This is a genomic window from Paraburkholderia bannensis NBRC 103871, from assembly GCF_000685015.1.
Taxonomy (GTDB): Bacteria; Pseudomonadota; Gammaproteobacteria; order Burkholderiales; family Burkholderiaceae; genus Paraburkholderia; species Paraburkholderia bannensis.
Map to the genome: position 1 here is coordinate 511,887 of NZ_BAYA01000004.1, position 21,649 is coordinate 533,535.

Sequence of the window (21,649 nt, forward strand, 5' to 3'; positions counted from 1 at the left end):
CCGCTAAATGCTGAAATTCGATACGGTGTCGAGATAGCGCTCGAGCTGCCGTTCGGTGAATACCTTCAAGTCGTCCTTCGCGAGCCAGGCGCGATACCAGTCGGCGGTGAGGGCGAGCGTTTCGTCAAAGCCCAGGCACGGGTGCCAGCCAAGCTGCGCGCGCGCCTTCGAGATGTCGAGGCGCAGCAGATTCGCTTCGTGCCTGTGCGGCTGCGTCGCGCCGAACTGGACGACGGCCGGGCGTTGTTCCGCACAGACGTCGACAAAGCGCTGCACGACGTCGCGCACCGTCCGTGCGCCGGTTTCGCTGGGGCCGAAGTTCCAGGCGTCCGCAATACCGGCTTCCCGCGCATAGGCGCGCTGCGCCAGATCGAGATAGCCGCGCAGTGGTTCGAGCACGTATTGCCATGGACGAACCGCGTCGGGATAGCGGATTTCCAGCGTCGCGTTGTGCTCGATTGCGCGCACGACGTCGGGCAGCAGGCGATCGGGCGCGAAGTCGCCGCCGCCGATCACGTTGCCGGCGCGGGCGGTCACGAGCGCGACATCGGCACCGGTCTCGAAAAAGGATGCGCGATACGACGCCGCGACAATCTCGGCCGCCGCCTTGCTCGCGCTATACGGATCATGGCCGCCGAGCGGATCGGTTTCCCGGTAGCCCCACACCCACTCGCGGTTCAGGTAGCACTTGTCCGTCGTCACGACGAGTGCCGCGCGCACCGAGGGCGTCGCACGCACCGCTTCGAGCAGGTTGACGGTGCCCATCACGTTCGTCGCGAAGGTTGCGGCGGGCTGGCGGTAGCTTTCCTTGACGAGCGGCTGGGCGGCCAGGTGAAACACAATTTCGGGCTCGGCCGCAGCCAGCGCGCCGGCGAGCCGGTTCGCGTCGTTGATGTCGCCGACGATCGACCGTTCCAGATGCCGCTCGATGCCGGCGAGTTCGTAGAGGCTCGGGGACGTCGGCGCGGGCAGGGCGTAGCCGGTCACGCGCGCGCCCATGCCGGCGAGCCACAATGCCAGCCATGCGCCCTTGAAGCCTGTATGACCGCTCAGGAACACCCGGCGGCCGCGCCAGAATTCAGATGTGCTCATGTTCTGCAGGCTCATTTTTCCCAGGTCTTCCAGGGCGCGGCGCGGCTGTCCCACAACTCGTTCAGGTAGTTCTTGTCGCGCAAGGTATCCATTGGATGCCAGAAGCCATCGTGGAAGTGCGCGCGCAACTGTCCTTCATTGGCGATGCGCTCGATCGGCTCGTGTTCCCAGGGCATGTGATCGCCGTCGATGTAGTCGAGCACACGCGGATTGAGCACGAAAAAGCCGGAATTGATCCAGCTGCCGTCGCCCTTGGGCTTCTCCTTGAACGACAGCACGACATCGCGCTCAAGCTCCAGCGTGCCGAAACGTCCTGGCGGCTGCACGGCGGTCAACGTCGCCAGGCAGCCATGCTTGCGGTGATAGCGGATCAGCGTCGTGATATCGACGTCGCTCACGCCGTCGCCGTAAGTCATGCAGAAGTCGTCATCGCCGAGATACGGGCGGATCTGCTTGAGACGGCCGCCGGTCATCGTCGTGTCGCCGGTGTCGACCACCGTGACGCGCCACGGCTCGGCGCTATGACGATGGACTTCCATGCTGCCCTGCGCGATGTCGAAGGTGACATTCGCGTTGTGCAGCATGTAGTTCGCGAAGTATTCCTTGATCAGATAGCCTTTGTAACCGGCACAGACGATGAACTCGGTGATGCCGTGCGCGGCGTACATCTTCATGATGTGCCACAGCACCGGCTTGCCGCCGATCTCGACCAATGGCTTCGGCTTCAGGACGGTTTCCTCCATGAGCCGGGTGCCAAGTCCCCCCGCTAGAATTACCGCTTTCACTGGCCACCTTTCAGACTGATTTGATAGTTGCAGCATAAGCGGCGAGCCGCCTGTTCAAAGCGCGAGTCAGAGGCCGGAATGCCCCGGAAATCGCGCTAATGGCATGTGCTTCGCCGCTTTGACGTCCGTGTGTGCGACGGACTTAGTTGCCGTATTTGCGCAGGTACTGCTCGTAGCCTGCACGCCATCCCGGCGAGTTGAACGCGCCGCCGCTTTCATGCACGACCGAAATCGGCCAGGTGCCCATGCGCAGGCGCTTGAGTTCCGCCTGACGGCAGAAGTCCAGATCGTAGAAGTGGAACTCGAACTGCTCGTCAAAGCGCAGGCTGCTGCGTGACAGGGTCTCGCTGTCCACGCCCAGCAACAGGCCGTCGAGCAGCTTGCACTCCTGGCCGGACGGGCCGAAGTTCGAGGCGATATCGCACGGAAAGCCCTTGCCGTGGCCCACGGTGCCGCTCAGGTACTGGCGCTCGTCCCACTGGAACTCCGGCGTGAAAGCCCACGACGGCTGACGCGCGACGCGGCGCAGGTTGCCGGCCAGACCCACCACGTCGAAGCGAGCAAGCGATTCGCGGATCCGTTCGGCCCAGAAGAAGTCCTGCAGCCAGACATCGTCGTGAATGAACACGAGGATTGCGGGGTTCTGCTTCGCGTCCTCGATGGCGGCGTTGTAGATGCTCGACAGGCCGCGCGAGTTGCTGTCGAACAGCTGCAGCTCGAGGTCGGGCAGTTGCGCGTAGAGCTTGAGCGAGCGGCCCAGCGCGGTGTCGGTCGAGAAGCGGTCGCGGCTGCTGCGGGTGGCGCACACGAGACGGATCGGCTTGCGCGTGGACGGCATGACCGTGGTCATGGCGAGCGACGTGATTGGCGCGCTGGCGCGCGTGGCAGCGCCAGCAGGCGACGTCACCGCCGTTGTCACGGGAGCGGGCGCGGCGATGTGCGACTGCAGGTCGCGCGCGAGCGCCTCGATTTGCGCGACCGATGCGTCCTGCGCCTGCGCCTGCACTTCGAAATGCTCCGGCGCGAGGCCATCGCACCAACGCTGCCACATCGTGCGCAGCGCGCGCGAAGCGGCATTGGCGATGGTGCTTGCGCTGACGATCGGCGACTGCATGCAGTGCGCACGCAGCTCGCGACGCACGGCCGCGAGCGCTTCGGGATCGGCCGCGAGCGCGGCGCACTTGCGCACGAAATCGTCCTTGTCGGTCGCGACGAATGCATCTTCCAGGCCGAGATGCGAAAGCCAACCCGTGCTGCCGCGGCTTGCCATCGAATAGCCCGGCAGCGTCATGGTCGGCACGCCCATCCAGAGCGCGTGCATGGTCGTGGTCGAGCCCGCGAACGGGAACGCATCGAGACAGACGTCCACCATGTGATGCTGGCGCAGATAGTCGGTCACGCCTTTGCGCTGCATGAAGCTGATGCGGCTCGCGTCGATGTTCTCATTCGCGAACATGCCGGCGATCTTGCTCATCTGTTCGGTCGACGCAATCGCGCCAACCAGCATGCGCGACGTGGGCAGCTCGCGCAGCACGCGGGCCCACAGCGCCACGACTTCCGGCCCGATCTTCACGATCCGGCTGAAGCTGCCGAAGGTCAGGTGGCCATTTTTCAGTGCGGGCAGTTCATTGACCTCCGGCGCGTCCGGATGCGGCTTGAACGGCGCGAGCGCAGGCAGGAAGACGAGCTTTTCCGAGAACTGGCTGGCGAACTGTTCGAGCGGCGTGACGAAGCGATCCGACATGTAATAGTCGATCGCCGTGAGGCCCGTCGTCGCAGGATTGCCAATCCAGCCGACCTGCACCGGCGCCGGCTTGTGCGCGAATGCGACCAGGCGGTTGCGCCCGGTGTGGCCCGACAGATCGATGAGGATATCGATGCCGTCATTGCGGATCGTCTGCGCGAGCAGGGCGTCGCTCATGCCGAAGACTTCGCGCCAGCTCGCGGCGTGGGCGCGGATCTTTCCGGTAAAGGAATCGCTGGCCGCGTAATTCGAATAGAAGTGCAGCGAGAGGTTGGGATCGAGCGCCAGGTGCTCGACCACCGAAAGCAGGAAGTAGGCAACCGGGTGATCGAACAGGTCGCCCGAAACGAAGCCCACTTTCAGGCGCTTCGCCGGATTGCGCTCATTGGCGTGCTGCGGCCATTGGGCGCGCAGCGGCGCTTCGAAGCGCTCGGCGAACGCGCGAAACTCCGCGAAGGCGCGCGGCGCGTCAAGGTCATGCTTGTGCATCAGGCTGAACAGCAGGTTGCTGTTCGTCGGCGCCTGGTTCGGCGCCATTTCGAGTGCGCGGCGGAACGTCACTTCGGCTTCGTCGTACTCGCCGTGTTGCGACAGCGCGTTGCCCAGCGCGTCCAGTTCGAGCGCATCGTCGGGCGCGAGCTCGACGGCGCGGCGGATATTGGCGATGCCTTCGGCGCTGCGTCCGATCACCTGCAAGGTAGCGCCCAGCGTGCGATACAGGGCGGCGCATTCGGGATGCCGTTCAAGCGCCTTGCGGCAGTGCTCCTGCGCGCGCTGGAACTGGCGCGTGATGTAGAGCGCGTCGGCCAGCATGGTTTGCGCAATGACCTGGTCGGGCAGCAGCCGCGCGGCCGATGCGGCGGCGCTCACCGACTCCGCAAAGCGGCCGTTGCGTTGCAGCGCGTGCGTAAGGGCGAGCCAGCACTCGCCGTGTCCAGGATTGGCTTCGCTCAGGCGGCGGGCGACTTCCAGTGCCGCTTCGGTTTTGCCGGCATTGAACAGATCCGCGTATTCCTGCATTTGCGCCGCCGTGGCGCGGCGCGGATCGGCGTCGCTGGCGGGCGGCGGCGGTTCGTCGTGCTGCTTTTGCGGCTGGCCGGGCGCCGGGGTAGCGAGCGCGGGCTGTTTGCTTTCCTCGGCAAGACGCTCGCGCAGGATGGCGATGGCGTCCGCCGGCACGCCGCATTGCAGCGCGAGTTCGAGCGCGACGCGTGCCGCTTCGTACTGGCCGCTGCCGGTCAGCGCATTGAAGTAGTAGACCCAGAGCTGCGCGAAATTCGGCGTGTGGCCGAGCACCTGTTCGAAATGGGGAACCGCTTCGGCGGGCAGCCCCGTCTGCATGCGCAGCACGCCCATGTGGTAGTTCGCGTCCACGTGGTCGCTATCGGCGTCGAGGACGGTCGCGTAGAGCGCCGCAGCCTCGGCGTATTCCTGCTTGCGATGATGTTCGATCGCGGCCTGCATCACGAGATCGATGTCCTGTTCCCGCTGCGCGTCGGGGGTGAGCGTAGTCGTGTCGTTCAAAGTGGGGAAAGCGGTCATGACGAAGGCGCGCGAACGCGTCCTGGAGCGGAAGTTGGAGGAATTATGGGGGGGCGCGCCAAGCCGCGATGCGCCGAGATGGAGTCAAAATGACCGCCAATTTGACGCGTAGTCCGGCGCACCGAGGTTGCGCGGCGTCGCCGGGCGCGCGACAAAAAAGGGCGCTAAGGCCAGAAAGCGAAAACCAAAAAGCAAAAAGCCCGCGCTAGGCGGGCTGGATGCTTCGAGTGCACCGCGGACGGCGCTCTCGTGGGTTTCAAGCAGGGTTCAAGCAAGGGTCAGAACTGCGCGATCCGCTGGTACTGGTTGGCGTTGCGGGTGGCGCGCATGCTCGCCTGGTACTCGACGCCGAGCGTGCGCTGTGCCTCTTGCGCGGCTTCGGCGATACGCGCGTCGATCGCCATGATCTCCCGGAGCTGCGCGAGCACGGCCGGCGGCTGCTTCGCACCCATGGACATCAGGAGCGGCGAGCGCTCGTCCACCAGCACGGCGGCGCGTTCCCACTCGCCGACGGCTGCGGCCTGTTCGATGGCCTTGGTGAATTGCCAGATGCGTTCGATGCTGGTCAGTGCGTCCATGGTTCGCGCCCCTTGTGCCCTTAGCTCGCGTTAGCTCTTGTTGGTGGCCAGCGCGCCCGCGCTGTTGGTGCCGCCGAACAGCTGCGTCAGGTACTGCTGGTTGTTGTTCATCGTCGCCATCAGCGTGTTGAGCGCCGTGAACTGCGCCGTGTACATGCTGGTGAGCTGGGTCTGATAGTCCGTCAGGTTGGTCTGCTGGGTCGTCAGGCTCGTCAGGTCGGTGTTGAGCGCGTTGGTGCGCGTCGCGATGGCGCCCGTGCTCGACAGATAGCTCGTGATGTTCGTGTTCAGCTGCTCGGCGACGCCATTGGTCGAGTTGAACAGCGTGGCGATCGTCGACTGGTTGTTTTGCAGCGCGTTGTTGAGCGCCGTGCTGTCGATCGAGAGCGTGCCGTCCGCACCCAGCGAAACGCCGATCGAGGAAAGGCCGGTCGACGTCGTGCCGTTCTTCACGCCGGTCGAGACGATCGTCGCGAGCTGGTTCTGGATCAGGTTCAGCGTCGAGTCGCCCAGCAGGACACCTTGCGACGTCGAGGTCGAGCTGAACGACGTCAGCGTGCCCATCGTCGTGACGAGCGTGTTGTAGAGCGTGACGAAGTTGTTGATCGCGCTCGACTGCGCGCTGGTGTTCTGCGAAATCGTCAGCGTCTGGGGCGAGGTGCCGGTCGTATCGACGGATGCTGCCGACAGGCTCAGCGTCACACCCGACAACGCGGACGTCACGGTGTTGCTGGAGCTGGTCACGCCGGTGCCGTCGATCGTGAAATACGCATCCTGCGCCGCGGACGTTTGCGTCCAGGACGTCGTGTTGTCGATCGTCGACTGGTTCGCCTTGAGGTTCGCCGACGTCGCGCTGGCGTTGCCGCTGAGCGACGTGCCGGCGGTCGTGTTCACGGCGAGGCTGTTCAGCCCGTCGCCCGAGGTCGAGTCGCTGACGGCGACGCTGATGCCGTTGCCCGAGCCCGTCGTGGTCGAGTGCAGCACGAGGTGGGCGCCGTCCGCGCCATTGACGACGGTAGCCGTGACGCCCGGATTGTTGCTTGCGCTGTTGATCGCCGACGCAATGCCGGCAACCGTGCTGTTCGAGCTGTTCAGCGAAATCGTGGTGCTGGCGCCGTTGACGGTCAGCGTCATCGTCCCCGTGCCGCTGACGAGTGCGGTCGATGTGCCAAAGGCCTTCGACGTGAGCACCTGGTTTTGCGCCACCTGGGCGACGTCGAGCGAGTAGGTGCCGCCCACCGCGCCGCTGGCGGCCGTGGCGGTGATGCCGGTGCCGCTCGTGCTGGCCGAGAAGGCGTTGACGGTCGTGCCGTCGGAAAGCGTGCTGAGGCTCGCCTGGAGTGCCCCGAGCGCTGCCGAGAGCGCGCCGTAGGCGGAAATCTGGGTGTTATCGGAAGATTGCGACGCCGCGATGGTGGCGGCCTGGCCTGCAATCTTTGAATTCACGAGCGCGGAAACAAGCGAGCTCACGTCCATCGACGAGTTGCCGGTCGAGCCGCTGATGATCGACTGGGCGGCTTGCTGGAGAGCGGCATTGGACGACGCAGTCGTAGCCGCGACGGTGCTCGCGATCGTGCTGGCGGTCGAATTTACGGTGGACATGACAGGCTCCGTGCTTGGGCGAAGTCTTGTGAATCGGTTCAGATCGGGAAAATGCCAATCGGGAGGCGAGCCTCCCGACTGGTTTGCGCCACTTGCACCGGGTATGGCGGGCGGTGCAGGCGGCGCGTGCTACGAGAAGCGATTACTGCAGGAGCTTCAGGATCTGTTGCGGTTGCGAGTTCGCTTGCGCCAGAACCGAGATACCTGCTTGTTGCAGCACTTGAGCCTTCGACAGGTTAGCCGTTTCTTGTGCGAAGTCAGCGTCCTGGATCGACGATTGTGCCGTCGAGAGGTCGGTCGACTGAGCTTGCTGCGTCGTGCCGATTGCCGTGAAGCGGTTCTGGGCTGCACCCAGCGTTGCTTGCAGGTTGTTCAGGACGTTCAGTGCGTTGTCGATCGATTCCATTGCCATCGACGCGCCGCTTTGCGTGCTGATGTCGACGTTAGCAACCGTCGTCGGCTGGTTGTACGAGTTGACTTGCGAAACGACTGCTGCGTCCGTTGCCGAACCGCCAGCCGTACCCAGAGCCGACAGGCCCGAGTCGCCCAGCGTGATTGCCGTGCCCGAACCGACGATGCTGTTGCCGCTGACCGTGCCGCCCGAGAACAGGTTGCTGACTGCCGTCGACGACAGAGCCGTGTCGTTCTGGTCGGTGAACGAGAAGCCGCCGCTGCCGTCCGAAACGACGTTAATCGACGTGATTGCTGCCGAACCGCTCGTCACTGCGCCGCCGCTTGCGTCGAGGCTCAGGTTGCTGAACGTGCCGAGCGTCTGGCCAGCTTGCGGCACGCCGCTGCCAACCGATGCTGCCGACATGTTTTGCGACAGGTTCAGGCTGATCGTCTGGCCGACGTTCGCGCCGACCTGGAACGACACCGTGCCGAGCGTGCCGTTCAGCACGTTCATGCCGTTGTACGTCGTCTGCGAAGCGATACGGTTGATTTCCGAAACTTGCTGCGAGACTTCCTGTTGCAGTGCTGCACGGTCGGTGTCGGTCATCGAGCCGTTGGTCGCTTGCGTTGCCAGCGAACGGATACGTTGCAGGCTGCTGGTCAGCGACGACAGACCGCTCGATGCGGTTTGCACCATCGACACGCCGTCGTTCGAGTTCGACACACCTTGATTCAGACCGTTGATCTGGGTCTGCATGATGTTCGAGATTGCCAGACCTGCTGCATCGTCAGCTGCGCTGTTGATGCGCTTACCCGACGACAGACGGGTAATAGCTTGCGACAGTGCGCTGCCCGAGCTCGTCAGGTTCTGTTGCGCGACGAGCGAGTTGATGTTGCTGTTAATTCCGAGCATGGAAATTCTCCTAGTCGGGCGATTAGCCCGTTACAAGCCACAATGACTTCGGCGGAAGCCTTGGTTCACTGCTGGCCGCCTCAGTAAAGGTTGACGGCGTGGGTGCAAAAAACTTGAGGGGGAAGCGCAAACTATCGAGACCTCTTTTGCAACACGCATCAAAGCCCGCTGCGCACCGCTGGCTTCCTGCGTACTGCCGGGTTGCCTGCCGCTTTCTCCCTCTTGCAAGACTGTTTACGGCAGCACTCGCAAACGATTTAGTGCAATTTCCGCTTCCTGTTTGCGCGTCGCTGCAACCACGCCCAAGGCGGCGTATCCTCGATGGTTCTGCTCTCGCCCTACTTTGGAGACATCATGGAACTACGCAGGATCGGCACTTCCTCCTTGCAGGTCGCACCGCTCATGTTCGGCGGCAACGTATTCGGCTGGACGGCCGACGAAGCCACCTCGTTCTCGATCCTCGACGCCTTCGTCGACGCCGGCCTGAACTTCATCGATACCGCCGACGTGTATTCGGCATGGGTGCCGGGCAACCAGGGCGGTGAATCGGAAACCATCATCGGCAAGTGGCTCGCGAAGACCGGCAAGCGCGACAAGCTGGTGATCGCCACCAAGGTGGCCAAGAGCGCGCATCGGCCGGGACTCTCGGCGGCCAATATCGCGGCGGCGGTGGAAGATTCGCTGCGCCGTCTGCAGACCGATTACCTCGACGTCTATTTCTCGCATGAGGACGATCACAAGGTGCCGCTTGAAGAGACGCTCGGCGCCTATCAGAAGCTGATCGAGGCGGGCAAGGTGCGTGTGGTGGGGGCGTCGAACTACACCGGCGCGCGCATCGAGGAAGCGCTGGCGCTGGCGCACAAGACCGGTCTGCCCGCGTATCAGATCGTCCAGCCCGAATACAACCTGTATGACCGCGCCGAGTACGAAGCCGATATCGAGCCGGTGGCGCTCGCGCAGAAAATCGCGGTCGTGCCCTACTACAGTCTGGCGAGCGGCTTTTTGTCGGGCAAATACCGCTCGCGCGAAGATCTCGCCAAGAGTGCGCGCGGCTCGCGCGTCGAGAAGTACCTGGATCATCGCGGTATCCGCATCCTTGCGGCGCTCGATTTCGTGGCGCAGCGCCACGGCAGCACGCTCGCGGCAGTGGCGCTGGCCTGGCTGATCGCGCGCCCGAGCATCACGGCGCCGATCGCCAGCGCAACGTCCCTTGAGCAGCTCGACAGCCTTGCGGCGGCGGTGCGCCTGAAGCTCGACCCGGCGGACATTCAGGCGCTCAACGACGCGAGCGCATGAGTGTTGATGGAACAAAGGGGCGGATCGTCCGAGGCGGCGTGAAGCGGGTCTAAAGCGGGGATCCAGGCGAGTTTAGCTCGGGCAGGATCGAGCTAACCCAGGACTCCTGAAGGTGCTTGGCGCGCCCGCGGGCCGCGGCCGCCACGCAAGTGCCTGAACAGACTCAAAAAACCAGGCGAGAAACCCCTGGTCGGCAGGATTTTTTCCTGATATCATTGAGAGTGAATTGAGATCTTTGCCTGTTTTGTTGCCGTGTTCGTTACTGTTGGCGGCCGCAAACCGGCGGTCAGGCGTGTTGCTGCAAGGTCAACCTGGCCGCGTTCCGCTGTGAACCCCCTACTTCTCTTTTCCGGCCTCCGTGGCCGCCTTGCCTCTCGTTACACCCCCACGTTGGTGAACGACCGGAGGGCCGGTGCGTGAACGCCTTTGTGTTTACGCCTTTGTACCGTATCAAGTGATTGAGTTAGGACATACATGACGACGATTCTCCTGAAGGAAAACGAGCCGTTCGAAGTGGCAATCCGCCGCTTCCGCCGTGCTATCGAAAAGAACGGCCTGATCGCAGAACTGCGTGAGCGCCAATCGTACGAAAAGCCGACGGCTGTTCGTAAGCGTAAGAAGGCAGCTGCAGTCAAGCGTCTGCACAAGCGTCTGCGTAGCCAGATGCTGCCGAAGAAGCTCCACTAAGAGCCGATTCAGCTTCCGCCAGACGGCGGCGCATGCTTCGAAAGAAGCTGCGCCGCCGTTTGCATTTGTGCGTCCGGTTTTGCGTCCGTTCTTGCGCCCGTTTCTGTCGAAAAACCGGGCGCGCACGTGCTCAGGCGGCGTCCAGCAGCCGCTGCGGCGAGAGCCGGAACTGCGCGGCGATGGAGAGCAGCCGCTCGCGCCATTCCCAGACGCCGAATACGTCGTGAACGTTTTGCAGGCAGCTGAGCAGGTTGACGGTGTTGGGATCGTAGACGTTGACGTGGGCGCGCAGCAGCGCCTTCCTGAGCGCGGCGACGCCCACATCCATATAGGCGGGCACCTCGCCCGCATCGCGCGCGATGTAGCGCACGGGAATGCCTTCCATCGCGCTCATGTAGTCGCGCGGGCGGATAAAGCTGCCGACCGGACAGCCGCCGTAGTTATGCGAGCTGCCGCCGCTATAGCCGCCCCGATAGGCCCCGCCGCCGCATGGCAGCAGCGCTGCGCTGCCCTGGCCGAAGAGGTGCGCCACGGCGCGGTCGAAGATTTCCTGGTGGCTCAGGAAGTGTACGTTTTTCATGTCTGCCCCCTGCGCATCGCACAGCGGTTAGGTCTCCCCGGACGCGCCGTCGCACGCCCTCCGGCGCGCTCCCCGTCCTGCGTCCTGTTGCGGCTCGTCATGACGAATGGCCCCGGACGCATCCGTTGTCAGTTATAACGGCGTGCCGTGGGAAAACCGTTGGCCTGCGCACCCACGCGGCGAGAAATCGATGCGATCCTGGCCTCGCGCAAACCGGCCGCCATCGCGCCGCACCTTGATGCGCAAGGTCGGGCGCTATTCGCTTCGCTGTGCCTGGGACTTTCCCGGGCTATCCGCCGTGTCAGGCGTTGTGTGCCGCGTGTGGCTTCGCCGCCTTGCTTTTGGCTTTCGCCTGCGTTGGAGTTTTCCCGTCGCCACCGTTGCCGCCGCCGAGCGCGGCGCAGGTCGCGCGGCAATCGCAATCGCGCTGATGGTCGTTGACCATGCCCACGGCCTGCATGAACGCATAGCAGATCGTGGTGCCGACAAACTTGCAGCCGTACTTTTTCAGCGCCTTGCTGAGCGCGTCCGACACATCGGTCGATGCAGGGGCATTGCGATACGACGCCAGATCGCTTTGCAGCGGCGTGTCGTTGACGAAAGACCAGACGAACGCCGCGAGCGAGCCGTGTTCCGCCTGGATCTGCTGCACGGCGCGCGCGTTAAGAATCGCGGATTCGATCTTCGCGCGGTTGCGCACGATCGAGGCGTCTTCCACGAGTTTTTCGACGTGCTTCGGCGTAAAGCGCGCGACCTTGTCGATATCGAAATTTGCGAAGGCGCGCCGGTAACCTTCACGCTTGTTCAGGATCGTTGACCAGGAGAGCCCGGCCTGCGCGCCCTCCAGAATGAGCATTTCGAAGAGATGCTGGTCGTCGCGCGACGGCACGCCCCACTCCTCGTCGTGGTATTGCGCAAGGGCTTCGCTTGTCGCCCAGCTACAGCGTTGTGTCACGCGTTGCGTCACTTGTGTTCTCCCTGGCGGTGCGGCGTACGGCGGCAGTGTGTCAATCGAGCCTCGCAAGAATAGCGGATCGCCCGCGCGCCGCCACCTGGCCATCCGGCCAATTGTGCGAATCACGCCGAGCCGTTAGTCTCTGCGGCACGATTCGATCTTCAACGATTCTCACAGTCCCTCAAATATGCAGACATATTCCTGGTTGATCGGCGTCGATGGCGGCGGTACGGGCACGCGCGTCGCGCTCGGCGATGCGCAGGGCAAGGAGCTCGCGCGTGCGGCGGCGGGCCCGTCGGGGCTGGGGCTCGGGATCGAGCGCGCCTGGCAGTCGATCGAGGAAGGTGCGCGTGCCGCGTTCGCGCAGGCGGGCATCGCGTTCGACTGGTCGCAGTGCGTGCTCGGCTGCGGGCTTGCGGGCGTGAACAATCCCGACTGGCTCGCGGCGTTTCGCGCCGCCGCGCCACCCGTGGCGGGTCTGGCGGTCGAAAGCGACGCCTATACGACGCTGCTGGGTGCGCACGGTGGCGAGGCGGGCGTGGTCGTGGCGCTCGGCACGGGCAGCATCGCGGCGGCGCTCGATGCGTCGGGGGCGTGTCATATCGCAGGCGGCTTCGGCTTTCCGTCGGGCGACGAGGCAAGCGGCGCGTGGTTCGGTCTGCGCGCGATTGTCTGGGCGCAGCAGTCGCTCGACGGCCGCATCGCGCCCGACGCGCTCTCGCAGGCGTTGCTCGCCCATACGGGCGCCAATGACCGCGATAGCCTGATCGTGTGGCTGTGCGCGGCCAATCAGACCGCCTACGCGAGCCTTGCGCCCGTGGTGCTCGCGCATCGCGACCATCCGTTCGTCTCGAAACTGCTGGCGGAAGCTGGCGAGGCGGTCGCGCGCATGATCTCGGCGCTCGATCCCACGGCGGCATTGCCGGTGGCGCTCGCCGGCGGCCTGGGTCAACCGCTGCGCGAATGGGTGCCGCAAGACATGCGCGAGCGCCTGCGCGCGCCGCTTGCGGATTCGGCCAGTGGCGCATTGCGGCTCGCATGGCGCGAGGGGCAGCAAAGGCGCGCGGGCGGCGTGTAAAGCGCGGGCGACCATCCCAAAACACAGCGGAAGTCGTCGGGTGCTAGCATTGACGGTTTCCCGCTAGCCGCCCGAATTGCCATGTACAAGGTCATCGCCACCGATCTCGACGGAACGTTGCTCAACGCCGACCATCAGCTGGATCCGTTCACGGTCGCCACGCTCACCCGGCTCGATGCGCAAGGCCTGAAGTTCATCATCGCCACCGGCCGCCATTACAGCGACGTGGCCGGAATCCGTGAGGTTCTCGGCATCCCCGCCTACCTGATCACGTCGAACGGCGCGCGCGTGCACGGCCCCGACGATGCGCTGCTCCATGCGAGCAACCTGCCCGAGCCGATGGTGCGCCGCCTCGTCGCGCCCGATACGGTCGGCGAGCATGGCCGCGTGATCGTGAGTCTCTATACGGATACGGAGTGGTTCATCGACCGCGACGCGCCCGAGCTGCTCGCGTTCCATCAGGATTCGGGCTTCACCTACCGCGTGACTGGGGATCTGGGCGCGCTTGGCGGCGCGGGCATTGCCAAGGCGCTGTATATCGGGGAGCCCGCCGATCTCGCGCATGTCGAAGCGAGCCTCACGCGCGAATTCGGCGACGCGCTCTATATCACGTACTCGCTGCCCGACTGCCTGGAAGTGATGGTCGCGGGCGTGTCGAAGGGCCGCGCGCTGCGCGTCGTGCTCGATCGCCTCGATCTGGATACGGCGGGTTGCGTCGCTTTCGGCGACAACATGAACGACATCGACCTGCTCGAAACAGCGGGCCATCCGTTCATGATGAACAACGCGAATCCGCTGCTGATGGAACGCCTGCCGAAGGTGCCGCGCATCGGCAACAACTTCGAGGCCGGCGTCGCGCATCATCTGCGCAAGCTGTTTGCCATCGACGACGAGATCGCAGGCTGATCGAGTCCGAAGCGACTACTGCGCGGACGGTTTGGGCGCGGGCAGCCCCGCGCAAGGACAATCGTCGCTCACGCCGTCCAGGTCTTCGCGGTCGTGTTTGAAGCGCACGACCGGCGCGCCGCTGCTCCAGTCGACGCGCACGACGTAGATGCTGTCGAAATCCGCGCTCTTCCATTTGGGTACATCGGACGCCGCACCGCCATGCCCGGCGACGATCTTGCGCACCATCGTTTCGATCTCGCGATGCTCCCAGCCGATCAGCACCGTGCGATTGCGCAAGGACGGATCGAGCAGCGTCTTTTCCAGCGCGTCGGTGTGAGAGTGGCCGTACGGCGTTTGAATCGGCAGTCCGAACTGGATTGCCGTGGGCTCGACCGTCGCGAGCGGACGCACATAGTAGTAAGCGTGGCCGCGATCGTCTTTCTGCTCGCCGGGATCCGGCGCGTAGACGGCATCGGGCTTGCCGTATTTCGCGGCGATCACCGCGGGCAAGGCCAGCGCGCGGTTCAAGCCTTTGCAGTCGAGCTGGCCAAGTCCTTCGGCGGGCTTTTCGCCGTGACGCACGAAGATGAGCGTCGTGACGTTCGCGTTGTCCGAAGTGTCGTCCGCAACGTTGCCCGAAGCGCTGGCGGCGTGTGCAACGCCCGCGCCCGCGTAAAGACCGCCCGCCGCTGCGAAGCATTGCGCAGCGAGCATCACGGCGAGGCGGCCCAGGCCCAGTGAATATCGTGATTGCTTCATGCCGTGCGCCTTGCCTGGAAGTTTGGAGGGTGCGCCGATTCTAGCAGTGGCGTCGTCCTGCTCATCGCGAGGCTCGCACGCCAGCGCCGCGCCAAAAGAAAACGGGCGCCGAAGCGCCCATTTCCCTCACTCAAGCACTGCGCGTATTCAGGCCTTCACGCGCGCGGCCAGTTCCGCCACCGCTTCGCGGCGGCCGGCGATCGCCGGATACACCACGCCTGCGATCACGGCGCCGATGATCGGCGCGATCCAGAACAACCAGAGCTGCGAGATTGCTTCGCCGCCGACGAAGAGCGCCGGGCCGGTCGAGCGCGCCGGGTTCACCGAGGTGTTGGTGACCGGAATCGAAATCAGGTGAATGAGCGTGAGGCACAGGCCAATCGCGATCGGCGCGAAGCCGGCCGGCGCGCGCACGTCGGTTGCGCCGAGGATCACGAACAGGAACACCGCCGTCATCACGACTTCGCAGACGAAGGCGGCGGCGAGCGTGTAGTGGCCCGGCGAGTGATCGCCGTAGCCGTTGGTGGCGAAGCCGCTGGCGACCAGATCAAAGCCCGGCTTGCCAGTGGCGATGCACGCGAGCACCGCCGCGCCGAGCACGGCGCCGATCACCTGCGCGACGATGTACGGGAGCAGGTCGCGCGCCGGGAAGCGGCCCGCGACGGTGAGGCCGACGCTGACAGCCGGATTCAGGTGGCAGCCCGAGATATGGCCGATGGCGAATGCCATGGTGAGCACGGTCAGGCCGAAGGCGAGCGACACGCCCACGAAACCGATGCCGAGGCCATGAACCGGGCCCGCGAAGTTGGCGGCGAGCACTGCGCTGCCGCAGCCGCCGAGAACCAGCCAGAAGGTGCCGAACATTTCGGCCAGAAGTCGTTTGGATAAGTGCATTGTTAGACGCCTCGAAAGTCATTTGACGGGGAGCCGAATAAAGCACCGGCACCGGGAAATGCCAGATTCTAGGCAGTCGTGAAAAGCACGGGTGTCAAGGATTGTCAATTCCGATGTAATTGCTCTCATTATTGCGCTGGATGCGTTCCGGATTTCGCAGTCCGCATTCAGTTGGCATTGCGTCCTTAATTAGAGAAATATCGCGATAAAACAGTATTAGCAGCGATTGCTAATTCTCTTATTTACGTCTAATCTCCGATCGAGTCAGTTAGATCGACAATGAAGGGGGGGAGGGAAAAAATGTCGCAATATTCAGAACTCAAGGCACAGATCGCCCGGCTTCAGGCCCAGGCCGACGAAGCCCGGCGCACCGAAATCGCCGATGTCATCGCCATGATCCGGGAGAAGATCGCCGAATACGGGCTGTCGGCCCAGGATCTCGGCTTCGCCGTCGCAGTCGCCGCCCGGCGCGGACGCCCGCCCAAGAAGGCGCCGCTGCCGCCGCGCTACCAGGATCCGAAGACCGGCGCGACCTGGAGCGGGCGCGGCAAGCCGCCCAAATGGATCGCCGGCAAGAACCGCGAACGCTATCTGATTGCCTGACGAATCGGCAGACAGCAGCGCACATCGCGTTACATCGCGAAATAAAAAAGAGCCGCATGAAGCATGCGGCTCTTTTCACAAACGATGAATAATTGCGCGATTAACGCGTGCGCAAACGATTCACATTGCCCATTTGTGGTGCTTTTATCTCAAGAATGCCAGATTTATTTCATCTGGCATGCAGATTCGGCAAACCTCAGGCACCCGCGGCAACACGGCGCAGCACCGGACGCTGGGCGGCTTCGATCAATGTCGAATAGCTTTCGACATAATTGCTGGCCATCGTGTGCGAAGTGAAACGACGCTCGAATTGTGCGCGAATCGCTTCGCGAGAAAGCGAGTCGATATTCTGAAGCGCCGCCACGGCGCCCTGGACGTCTTCGCAGATGAAGCCGGTCACGCCCGGGTCGATCACTTCCGGCACCGATCCGCGGTTGAACGCCACCACCGGCGTGCCGCAGGCCATCGCCTCGATCATCACGAGGCCAAACGGCTCCGACCAGTCGATCGGGAACAGCAGCGCCTTGGCACCCGACAGGAATTCGGGCTTCTGCGCTTCATTGATCTCGCCGATGAACTCGACGTGCGCCATCGACAGCAGCGGCTCGATCTCGTTCTTGAAATACTCCTGGTCGACCTTGTCCACCTTCGCGGCGATCTTCAGCGGCAAGCCCGACAGCGCGGCGATCTTGATGGCCGTATCGACGCGCTTTTCCGGGCAGATGCGGCCAAGGAAGGCCAGATACTCGGGCTTCTTGTCCGTACGCGGCGTGAGCAGATCCTTCGGCAGGCCGTGATAGATCGTGTTGAGCCAGTTGGCCTGGCCAAGCGGCTGGCGCTGCGAGTCCGAAATCGAGATCACGGGCGCCTGCGGGAACGAATCGAACACCGGCTGCAGCTCGGGCAGGTCGAGACGGCCGTGCAGCGTCGTCACGAACGGCGTGTCGAGCGTCGAGAACAGTGGGAACGGCAGATAGTCGAGGTGAAAGTGCAGCACGTCGAACTCATGCGCCATGCGGCGCACGCGCTCCAGCAGCACGATATGCGGCGCGAGCGCGTCGCGAACCGTCGGGTCGAGGCGCAGGGCGCGCGGCCAAGCCGCCTCCAGGTTTGCCGAGGTGACCGAATCGCCGCTGGCGAACAGCGTCACCTCGTGGCCTTGTTCGACCAGCGCTTCGGTCAGATAAGACACGACGCGCTCGGTGCCGCCGTAGAGCTTCGGCGGGACGGCTTCGTAGAGTGGCGCAATTTGTGCGATTCGCATGGGCTTGATCTCCTTGGCAAAAACCGCGTGTGACGACAACGAAAATCCCTCGGAAAAACGTAGGCACTGCGGTATCGGGTTATCCCTGATTCCGATTATGGACGTCTGAATCTGTGTGACGAGCTGTTTTGCAAACGCTTAAAGTTGTTACAGCGGGATACAGCGGCTGTAAGCGGGCGTTGCAAGACGTGACGCCTGTCGGCGGGGGCGGAACGCAATTCCCGTACCCGAAAGCGTTAAACCGTTTCGACCCCTGCAAATACATTGGCTTATGCGTCTTGCCGATTGTTACGCCTGCGTGAAAAGCCTCTTATAATCAGCAGAGGATTTGCCTGATATGCCACCGGCATTAATCTTTCGGCCTCCCACCTTCCTTTTCCGTTGATTGTCAGAAAAATTCCTACACAAAAAGGGAAGTTTTTCTGGCATCGCGTCGCGGCATCCTTCCGATTTTCTTTTGCGAGTGCGCTCGCCACAATGCAGGCACGACCACTAAACGGGCCGTTTGCTTTGCCGTGCGCCCATTTCGCACTGTATTTGACGGGCAAACGTTTCCGTATCAGGCCTGACCAGCCGCTACGTTTCGAATTCGGGGGAATCCATGAGCGCGACGACGCCAAGCGACATGCTCAGCGAGATCAAGGAAGTCAATCTGTCGTACTTGTTGCTCGCGCAACGACTGCTGCGCGAGGACCGGCCGACCGGCATGTTCCGCATGGGCATCTCGGCCCAGCTGGCCGATGTGCTGGCCAATCTCACGTTCGCGCAGACCGCACGTCTTGCCGCGTCCAACCAGTTGCTTTGCCGCTTCCGTTTCGATGATCACGCCATCCTGGGCGCGCTCGCCGACAAGGGCAAATCCGCGCAGACCCATTCCGCCATCCTGATGGCCGGCCAGAGCGTCGAGCAGGTCGGCTGACGGCCGCGCCGCCGCGGCGCCCGTCAGGGCCGAGCGCGCGCACACCTCCACCCGGATCCGCGCGCGGACCGTTTGGGTACCAAAGCGGGTCGATGCGGGAGCCTGATGGCGACAAAGAGTGTGGTGCTTGAGGTCAAGGAGATCGCGCTCGCGATCGAGCTGATCGAACTGGGTGCGCGGCTGCAACTGCTCGAAGCGGAACTCTCGCTCTCGCGCGACCGCCTCATCCGGCTTTACAAGGAAGTGAAGGGCGAATCCCCGCCCAAGGGCATGCTGCCGTTCTCGACCGACTGGTTCATGACGTGGCAGCCCAACGTCCACTCCTCGCTGTTCTACAACACGTATCTGTTCATGAGCGGCCAGGGCCGCTGCGATTCGATCCGCGCGATCGTGAAGAGCTACCGGCTCTATCTCGAACACGTGCGCATCCAGGAAGACGAGCCCGCCTTGAGCCTCACGCGCGCGTGGACGCTGGTGCGCTACTTTGCCTCGGGGCTGTTGCAGATGACGCGCTGCACGCGTTGCGGCGGGCGTTTTGTCGCGCACGCTCACGAGCCGCAGCGCCATTACGTGTGCGGCCTGTGCCAGCCGCCGTCGCGCGCCGGGCGCACACGGCGCAATGCGCTTGCGGCTTCCGGCGACGCGGCTTTGACCACGGCTTCGGCCGCGGTTTCGCCCGCAGTTTCGTCACTGTCTGCTCCATTCCAGTCGGGCACCGGCAGCCTGTGACGCAGGCGCGCCGGTATCCCGGGAAATGGCGACAGACTCACGCTGCATTCCACCGACAAATACCCCCGCTGCGCCTGCGCCCCACGCCCGTGCGGCGCGGCTCGACGAACCGGCCCCGATTCTTTTGCGGATTCGCTTGCGATAGATCAGCCGCATATCGGCCAGGTGTAATCCGCAACCCCATCCAAGCCCAAAGTTTTTCGCGCCTGTGCCGTAAACCCATCTAAGGGCGCGGGCCAATGGCGGCTCGCAGCGCAATCTCTCCAGTGAGGACCCGTCTGTGCTGATTATCGTTGGAACACTCGTGACGCTCGTTTGCGTCTTCGGCGGTTATGCCATGGAGGGCGGCCACCTTGGCGCACTCATGCAGCCCGTCGAAGTGCTGATGATCGCCGGGGCGGGACTCGGCGCGTTCATCCTCGGCAACGGCATGAAGACGATCAAGGCCACGCTGCGCGTGCTGCCGGCACTCTTCAAGGGCTCGAAGTACAGCAAAGAGGTGTACATGGAGCTGCTCGCGCTGCTCTATGTCCTGCTCGCGAAAGCGCGCAAGGAAGGCACGCTCACGCTGGAAGCCGATATCGACGATCCGCAAAAGAGCCCGATCTTCACGCAATACCCGAAGATCCTCGCCGACCATCACATCGTCGAATTCCTGACCGACTACCTGCGTCTGATGGTGGGCGGCAACATGAACGCCTTCGAAATCGAAAGCCTCATGGACGAGGAAATCGAGACCCATCACGCCGAAGGCGAAGCGCCCGCGCATGCGCTGTCGAAGGTAGGCGACGCCATGCCGGCATTCGGTATCGTCGCGGCGGTGATGGGCGTGGTGCACACGATGGCGTCGGCGGACAAGCCGCCTGCGGTGCTTGGCGAGATGATCGCCCAGGCGCTCGTCGGCACCTTCCTCGGCATTCTGCTTTCGTACGGCCTGATCGGCCCGCTCGCCTCGCTCGCCGAGCAGCGCGTGACCGAGTCCACCAAGATGTTCCAGTGCATCAAGGTGACCATTCTCGCGAGCCTGAACGGCTACGCGCCGGCCATTGCCGTCGAATTCGGCCGCAAGGTGCTGTTCTCGACCGAGCGTCCGTCGTTCTCGGAACTCGAAGAGCACGTGCGCCGCGTGAAGGCGAAGTAAGGATCGCGCCATGAGCAACAACAAGGATCGCGCTATTGTCGTCAAGCGTGCCGCCCCCAAGAAGGGCGGTCACCACGGCGGCGCATGGAAGCTCGCGTACGCGGACTTCATGACCGCGATGATGGCGTTTTTCCTGCTGATGTGGCTGCTCAGCTCGGCTTCGACGGTGCAGTTGAAGGGCATTGCCGATTACTTCAACCAGCCGCTGAAGGTCACGCTCTGGGGCGGCGACCGCAGCGCCGAAGATTCGTCGATCGTGAAGGGCGGCGGGCGCGACATCTCGTCGGAGCAGGACGGCATCACGCGCCGCAGCGACGGCATGACCGAGCGCACCGACCGCAGCAGCGTCAAGCACAACGACGACGAAGCGACGAAGCAGCAGCAAGGCTCGCTCGAACGCAAGGAAGAAGTGCGCCTGCACGATCTCCAGGTCAAGCTGATGGCCGCGATCGAGGCGAACCCGGTGCTGCGTCAGTTCAAGCAGCAGATTCGCGTCGATTCGACCTTGCAGGGCCTGCGCATCGAAATCGTCGACTCGCAGAAGCGCCCGATGTTCGCCACGGCGCGCGATGTGGTCGAGCCGTACATGCGCGACATCCTGCAGGCGATCGGCAAGACGCTCAACGACGTGCCCAACCGCATCGTCGTGCAGGGCCACACCGACGCCGTGCCGTACGCCGGCGGCGAGAGTGGCTACAGCAACTGGGAACTGTCCGCCGACCGCGCGAATGCCTCGCGCCGCGAGCTGATCGCGGGCGGCATGGATGAATCGAAGGTGTTGCGTGTGCTGGGCCTGGCCTCCACGCAGAACCTGAACAAGGCCGATCCGCTCGATCCGGAAAACCGCCGGATCAGCATCATCGTGCTCAACAAGAAGTCGGAAGACGCTCTGGAGCACGACGACTCCACGGCCACCACGCTCTCGGACGATGCCGCGGGTTCGGGCAAGTCGCTGCTGCCCGCGATTTCGCAGGGCGCGACGCCCGCCACTTCGGCGGCGCCCGGAGCGGCGGCTCCCGGAGCAGCGGCTCCCGGAGCAGCGGCTCCCGGGCCGGATGTGACGAAGGCGCCGCCTGGCGTGGCGCCGGTCGCCCCCGCGGGCGTGAAGCTCGCGCCGGTGGCGGCAGGCGTCGCGCTCAGCATTCCCGGCAAGCCCACCGCGCCGTAAGGCGAGGGCCACGCGGGAAAGCAGGGCGCAGCAGCGAGC

Annotated in this window: 20 protein-coding genes; 9 read left to right on the forward strand and 11 right to left on the reverse strand. The window is 63.9% G+C overall.

Features of this window, described 5'->3' with window-relative positions; all coding sequences use genetic code 11:
* Window positions 1-3: 3 nt before the first annotated feature.
* From rfbG to BBA01S_RS08380, 6 genes are all read right to left on the reverse strand, one after another.
* Window positions 4-1,092, reverse strand: coding sequence for a CDP-glucose 4,6-dehydratase (rfbG, locus tag BBA01S_RS08355; protein WP_042296489.1), 1,089 nt, complete (start codon window positions 1,090-1,092; stop codon window positions 4-6).
* An 11-nt stretch (window positions 1,093-1,103) separates the two neighbouring features.
* Window positions 1,104-1,877: a glucose-1-phosphate cytidylyltransferase gene (gene rfbF / locus BBA01S_RS08360; protein ID WP_027816028.1), complete on the reverse strand. Its 774-nt coding sequence runs from the start codon at window positions 1,875-1,877 to the stop codon at window positions 1,104-1,106.
* 142 nt (window positions 1,878-2,019) lie between these two features.
* On the reverse strand, window positions 2,020-5,163 hold the full coding sequence (locus BBA01S_RS40555; protein WP_052391703.1) for a tetratricopeptide repeat protein: 3,144 nt from the start codon (window positions 5,161-5,163) through the stop codon (window positions 2,020-2,022).
* Between the two features lie 278 nt (window positions 5,164-5,441).
* Window positions 5,442-5,741 carry a flagellar protein FliT gene (fliT, locus tag BBA01S_RS08370; protein ID WP_027816029.1) on the reverse strand — a complete coding sequence of 100 codons (300 nt, stop codon included), beginning with the start codon at window positions 5,739-5,741 and terminating at the stop codon, window positions 5,442-5,444.
* Window positions 5,742-5,771: 30 nt separating this feature from the next.
* Window positions 5,772-7,343, reverse strand: coding sequence for a flagellar filament capping protein FliD (fliD, locus tag BBA01S_RS08375; RefSeq protein WP_027816030.1), 1,572 nt, complete (start codon window positions 7,341-7,343; stop codon window positions 5,772-5,774).
* A 142-nt stretch (window positions 7,344-7,485) separates the two neighbouring features.
* On the reverse strand, window positions 7,486-8,649 hold the full coding sequence (locus BBA01S_RS08380; protein ID WP_027816031.1) for a flagellin: 1,164 nt from the start codon (window positions 8,647-8,649) through the stop codon (window positions 7,486-7,488).
* 354 nt (window positions 8,650-9,003) lie between these two features.
* Between BBA01S_RS08380 and BBA01S_RS08385 the strand changes: the two genes are divergently transcribed.
* Window positions 9,004-9,945, forward strand: coding sequence for an aldo/keto reductase (locus BBA01S_RS08385; RefSeq protein WP_027816032.1), 942 nt, complete (start codon window positions 9,004-9,006; stop codon window positions 9,943-9,945).
* A gap of 474 nt (window positions 9,946-10,419) precedes the next feature.
* Window positions 10,420-10,632: a 30S ribosomal protein S21 gene (rpsU, locus tag BBA01S_RS08390; protein ID WP_006401410.1), complete on the forward strand. Its 213-nt coding sequence runs from the start codon at window positions 10,420-10,422 to the stop codon at window positions 10,630-10,632.
* Window positions 10,633-10,762: 130 nt separating this feature from the next.
* Here rpsU and BBA01S_RS08395 read toward each other — a convergent pair whose 3' ends face one another.
* A complete protein-coding gene (locus tag BBA01S_RS08395) occupies window positions 10,763-11,212 on the reverse strand; it encodes a hypothetical protein (RefSeq protein ID WP_027816033.1) in 450 nt (149 codons plus the stop codon).
* Between the two features lie 301 nt (window positions 11,213-11,513).
* A complete protein-coding gene (locus tag BBA01S_RS40560) occupies window positions 11,514-12,167 on the reverse strand; it encodes a DNA-3-methyladenine glycosylase I (protein ID WP_084162010.1) in 654 nt (217 codons plus the stop codon).
* Between the two features lie 187 nt (window positions 12,168-12,354).
* Between BBA01S_RS40560 and BBA01S_RS08405 the strand changes: the two genes are divergently transcribed.
* Window positions 12,355-13,245 carry a BadF/BadG/BcrA/BcrD ATPase family protein gene (locus BBA01S_RS08405; RefSeq protein ID WP_027816034.1) on the forward strand — a complete coding sequence of 297 codons (891 nt, stop codon included), beginning with the start codon at window positions 12,355-12,357 and terminating at the stop codon, window positions 13,243-13,245.
* 81 nt (window positions 13,246-13,326) lie between these two features.
* Window positions 13,327-14,151 carry a Cof-type HAD-IIB family hydrolase gene (locus tag BBA01S_RS08410; RefSeq protein ID WP_027816035.1) on the forward strand — a complete coding sequence of 275 codons (825 nt, stop codon included), beginning with the start codon at window positions 13,327-13,329 and terminating at the stop codon, window positions 14,149-14,151.
* Window positions 14,152-14,166: 15 nt separating this feature from the next.
* On the opposite strand, the gene BBA01S_RS40565 is transcribed toward BBA01S_RS08410, so the two are convergent.
* Both BBA01S_RS40565 and aqpZ read right to left on the reverse strand, forming a co-directional pair.
* Window positions 14,167-14,892, reverse strand: a complete 726-nt coding sequence (locus BBA01S_RS40565) for a histidine phosphatase family protein (RefSeq protein ID WP_156965890.1) — start codon at window positions 14,890-14,892, stop codon at window positions 14,167-14,169.
* 147 nt (window positions 14,893-15,039) lie between these two features.
* Window positions 15,040-15,786, reverse strand: coding sequence for an aquaporin Z (gene aqpZ, locus BBA01S_RS08420; protein ID WP_027816036.1), 747 nt, complete (start codon window positions 15,784-15,786; stop codon window positions 15,040-15,042).
* A gap of 300 nt (window positions 15,787-16,086) precedes the next feature.
* Here aqpZ and BBA01S_RS08425 point away from each other — a divergent pair, with 300 nt between their 5' ends.
* Window positions 16,087-16,389, forward strand: coding sequence for an H-NS histone family protein (locus tag BBA01S_RS08425; RefSeq protein ID WP_027816037.1), 303 nt, complete (start codon window positions 16,087-16,089; stop codon window positions 16,387-16,389).
* Window positions 16,390-16,585: 196 nt separating this feature from the next.
* On the opposite strand, the gene BBA01S_RS08430 is transcribed toward BBA01S_RS08425, so the two are convergent.
* Entirely contained in the window at window positions 16,586-17,653 is a 1,068-nt protein-coding gene (locus BBA01S_RS08430; protein ID WP_027816038.1) for a glycosyltransferase family 4 protein, read from the reverse strand.
* Window positions 17,654-18,254: 601 nt separating this feature from the next.
* On the opposite strand from BBA01S_RS08430, the gene flhD reads away from it, so the two are divergent.
* From flhD to motB, 4 genes are all read left to right on the forward strand, one after another.
* Window positions 18,255-18,572, forward strand: a complete 318-nt coding sequence (gene flhD / locus BBA01S_RS08435) for a flagellar transcriptional regulator FlhD (protein WP_027816039.1) — start codon at window positions 18,255-18,257, stop codon at window positions 18,570-18,572.
* Between the two features lie 105 nt (window positions 18,573-18,677).
* Window positions 18,678-19,301: a flagellar transcriptional regulator FlhC gene (gene flhC, locus BBA01S_RS40570; protein WP_042296383.1), complete on the forward strand. Its 624-nt coding sequence runs from the start codon at window positions 18,678-18,680 to the stop codon at window positions 19,299-19,301.
* A gap of 280 nt (window positions 19,302-19,581) precedes the next feature.
* Complete coding sequence (gene motA, locus BBA01S_RS08445) at window positions 19,582-20,442, forward strand: flagellar motor stator protein MotA (RefSeq protein ID WP_027816040.1); 861 nt, start codon at window positions 19,582-19,584, stop codon at window positions 20,440-20,442.
* 10 nt (window positions 20,443-20,452) lie between these two features.
* Window positions 20,453-21,610 (forward strand): flagellar motor protein MotB, encoded by a 1,158-nt coding sequence (gene motB / locus BBA01S_RS40575; RefSeq protein WP_084161974.1) that lies wholly within the window; start codon window positions 20,453-20,455, stop codon window positions 21,608-21,610.
* The last annotated feature ends 39 nt before the right edge of the window (window positions 21,611-21,649 follow it).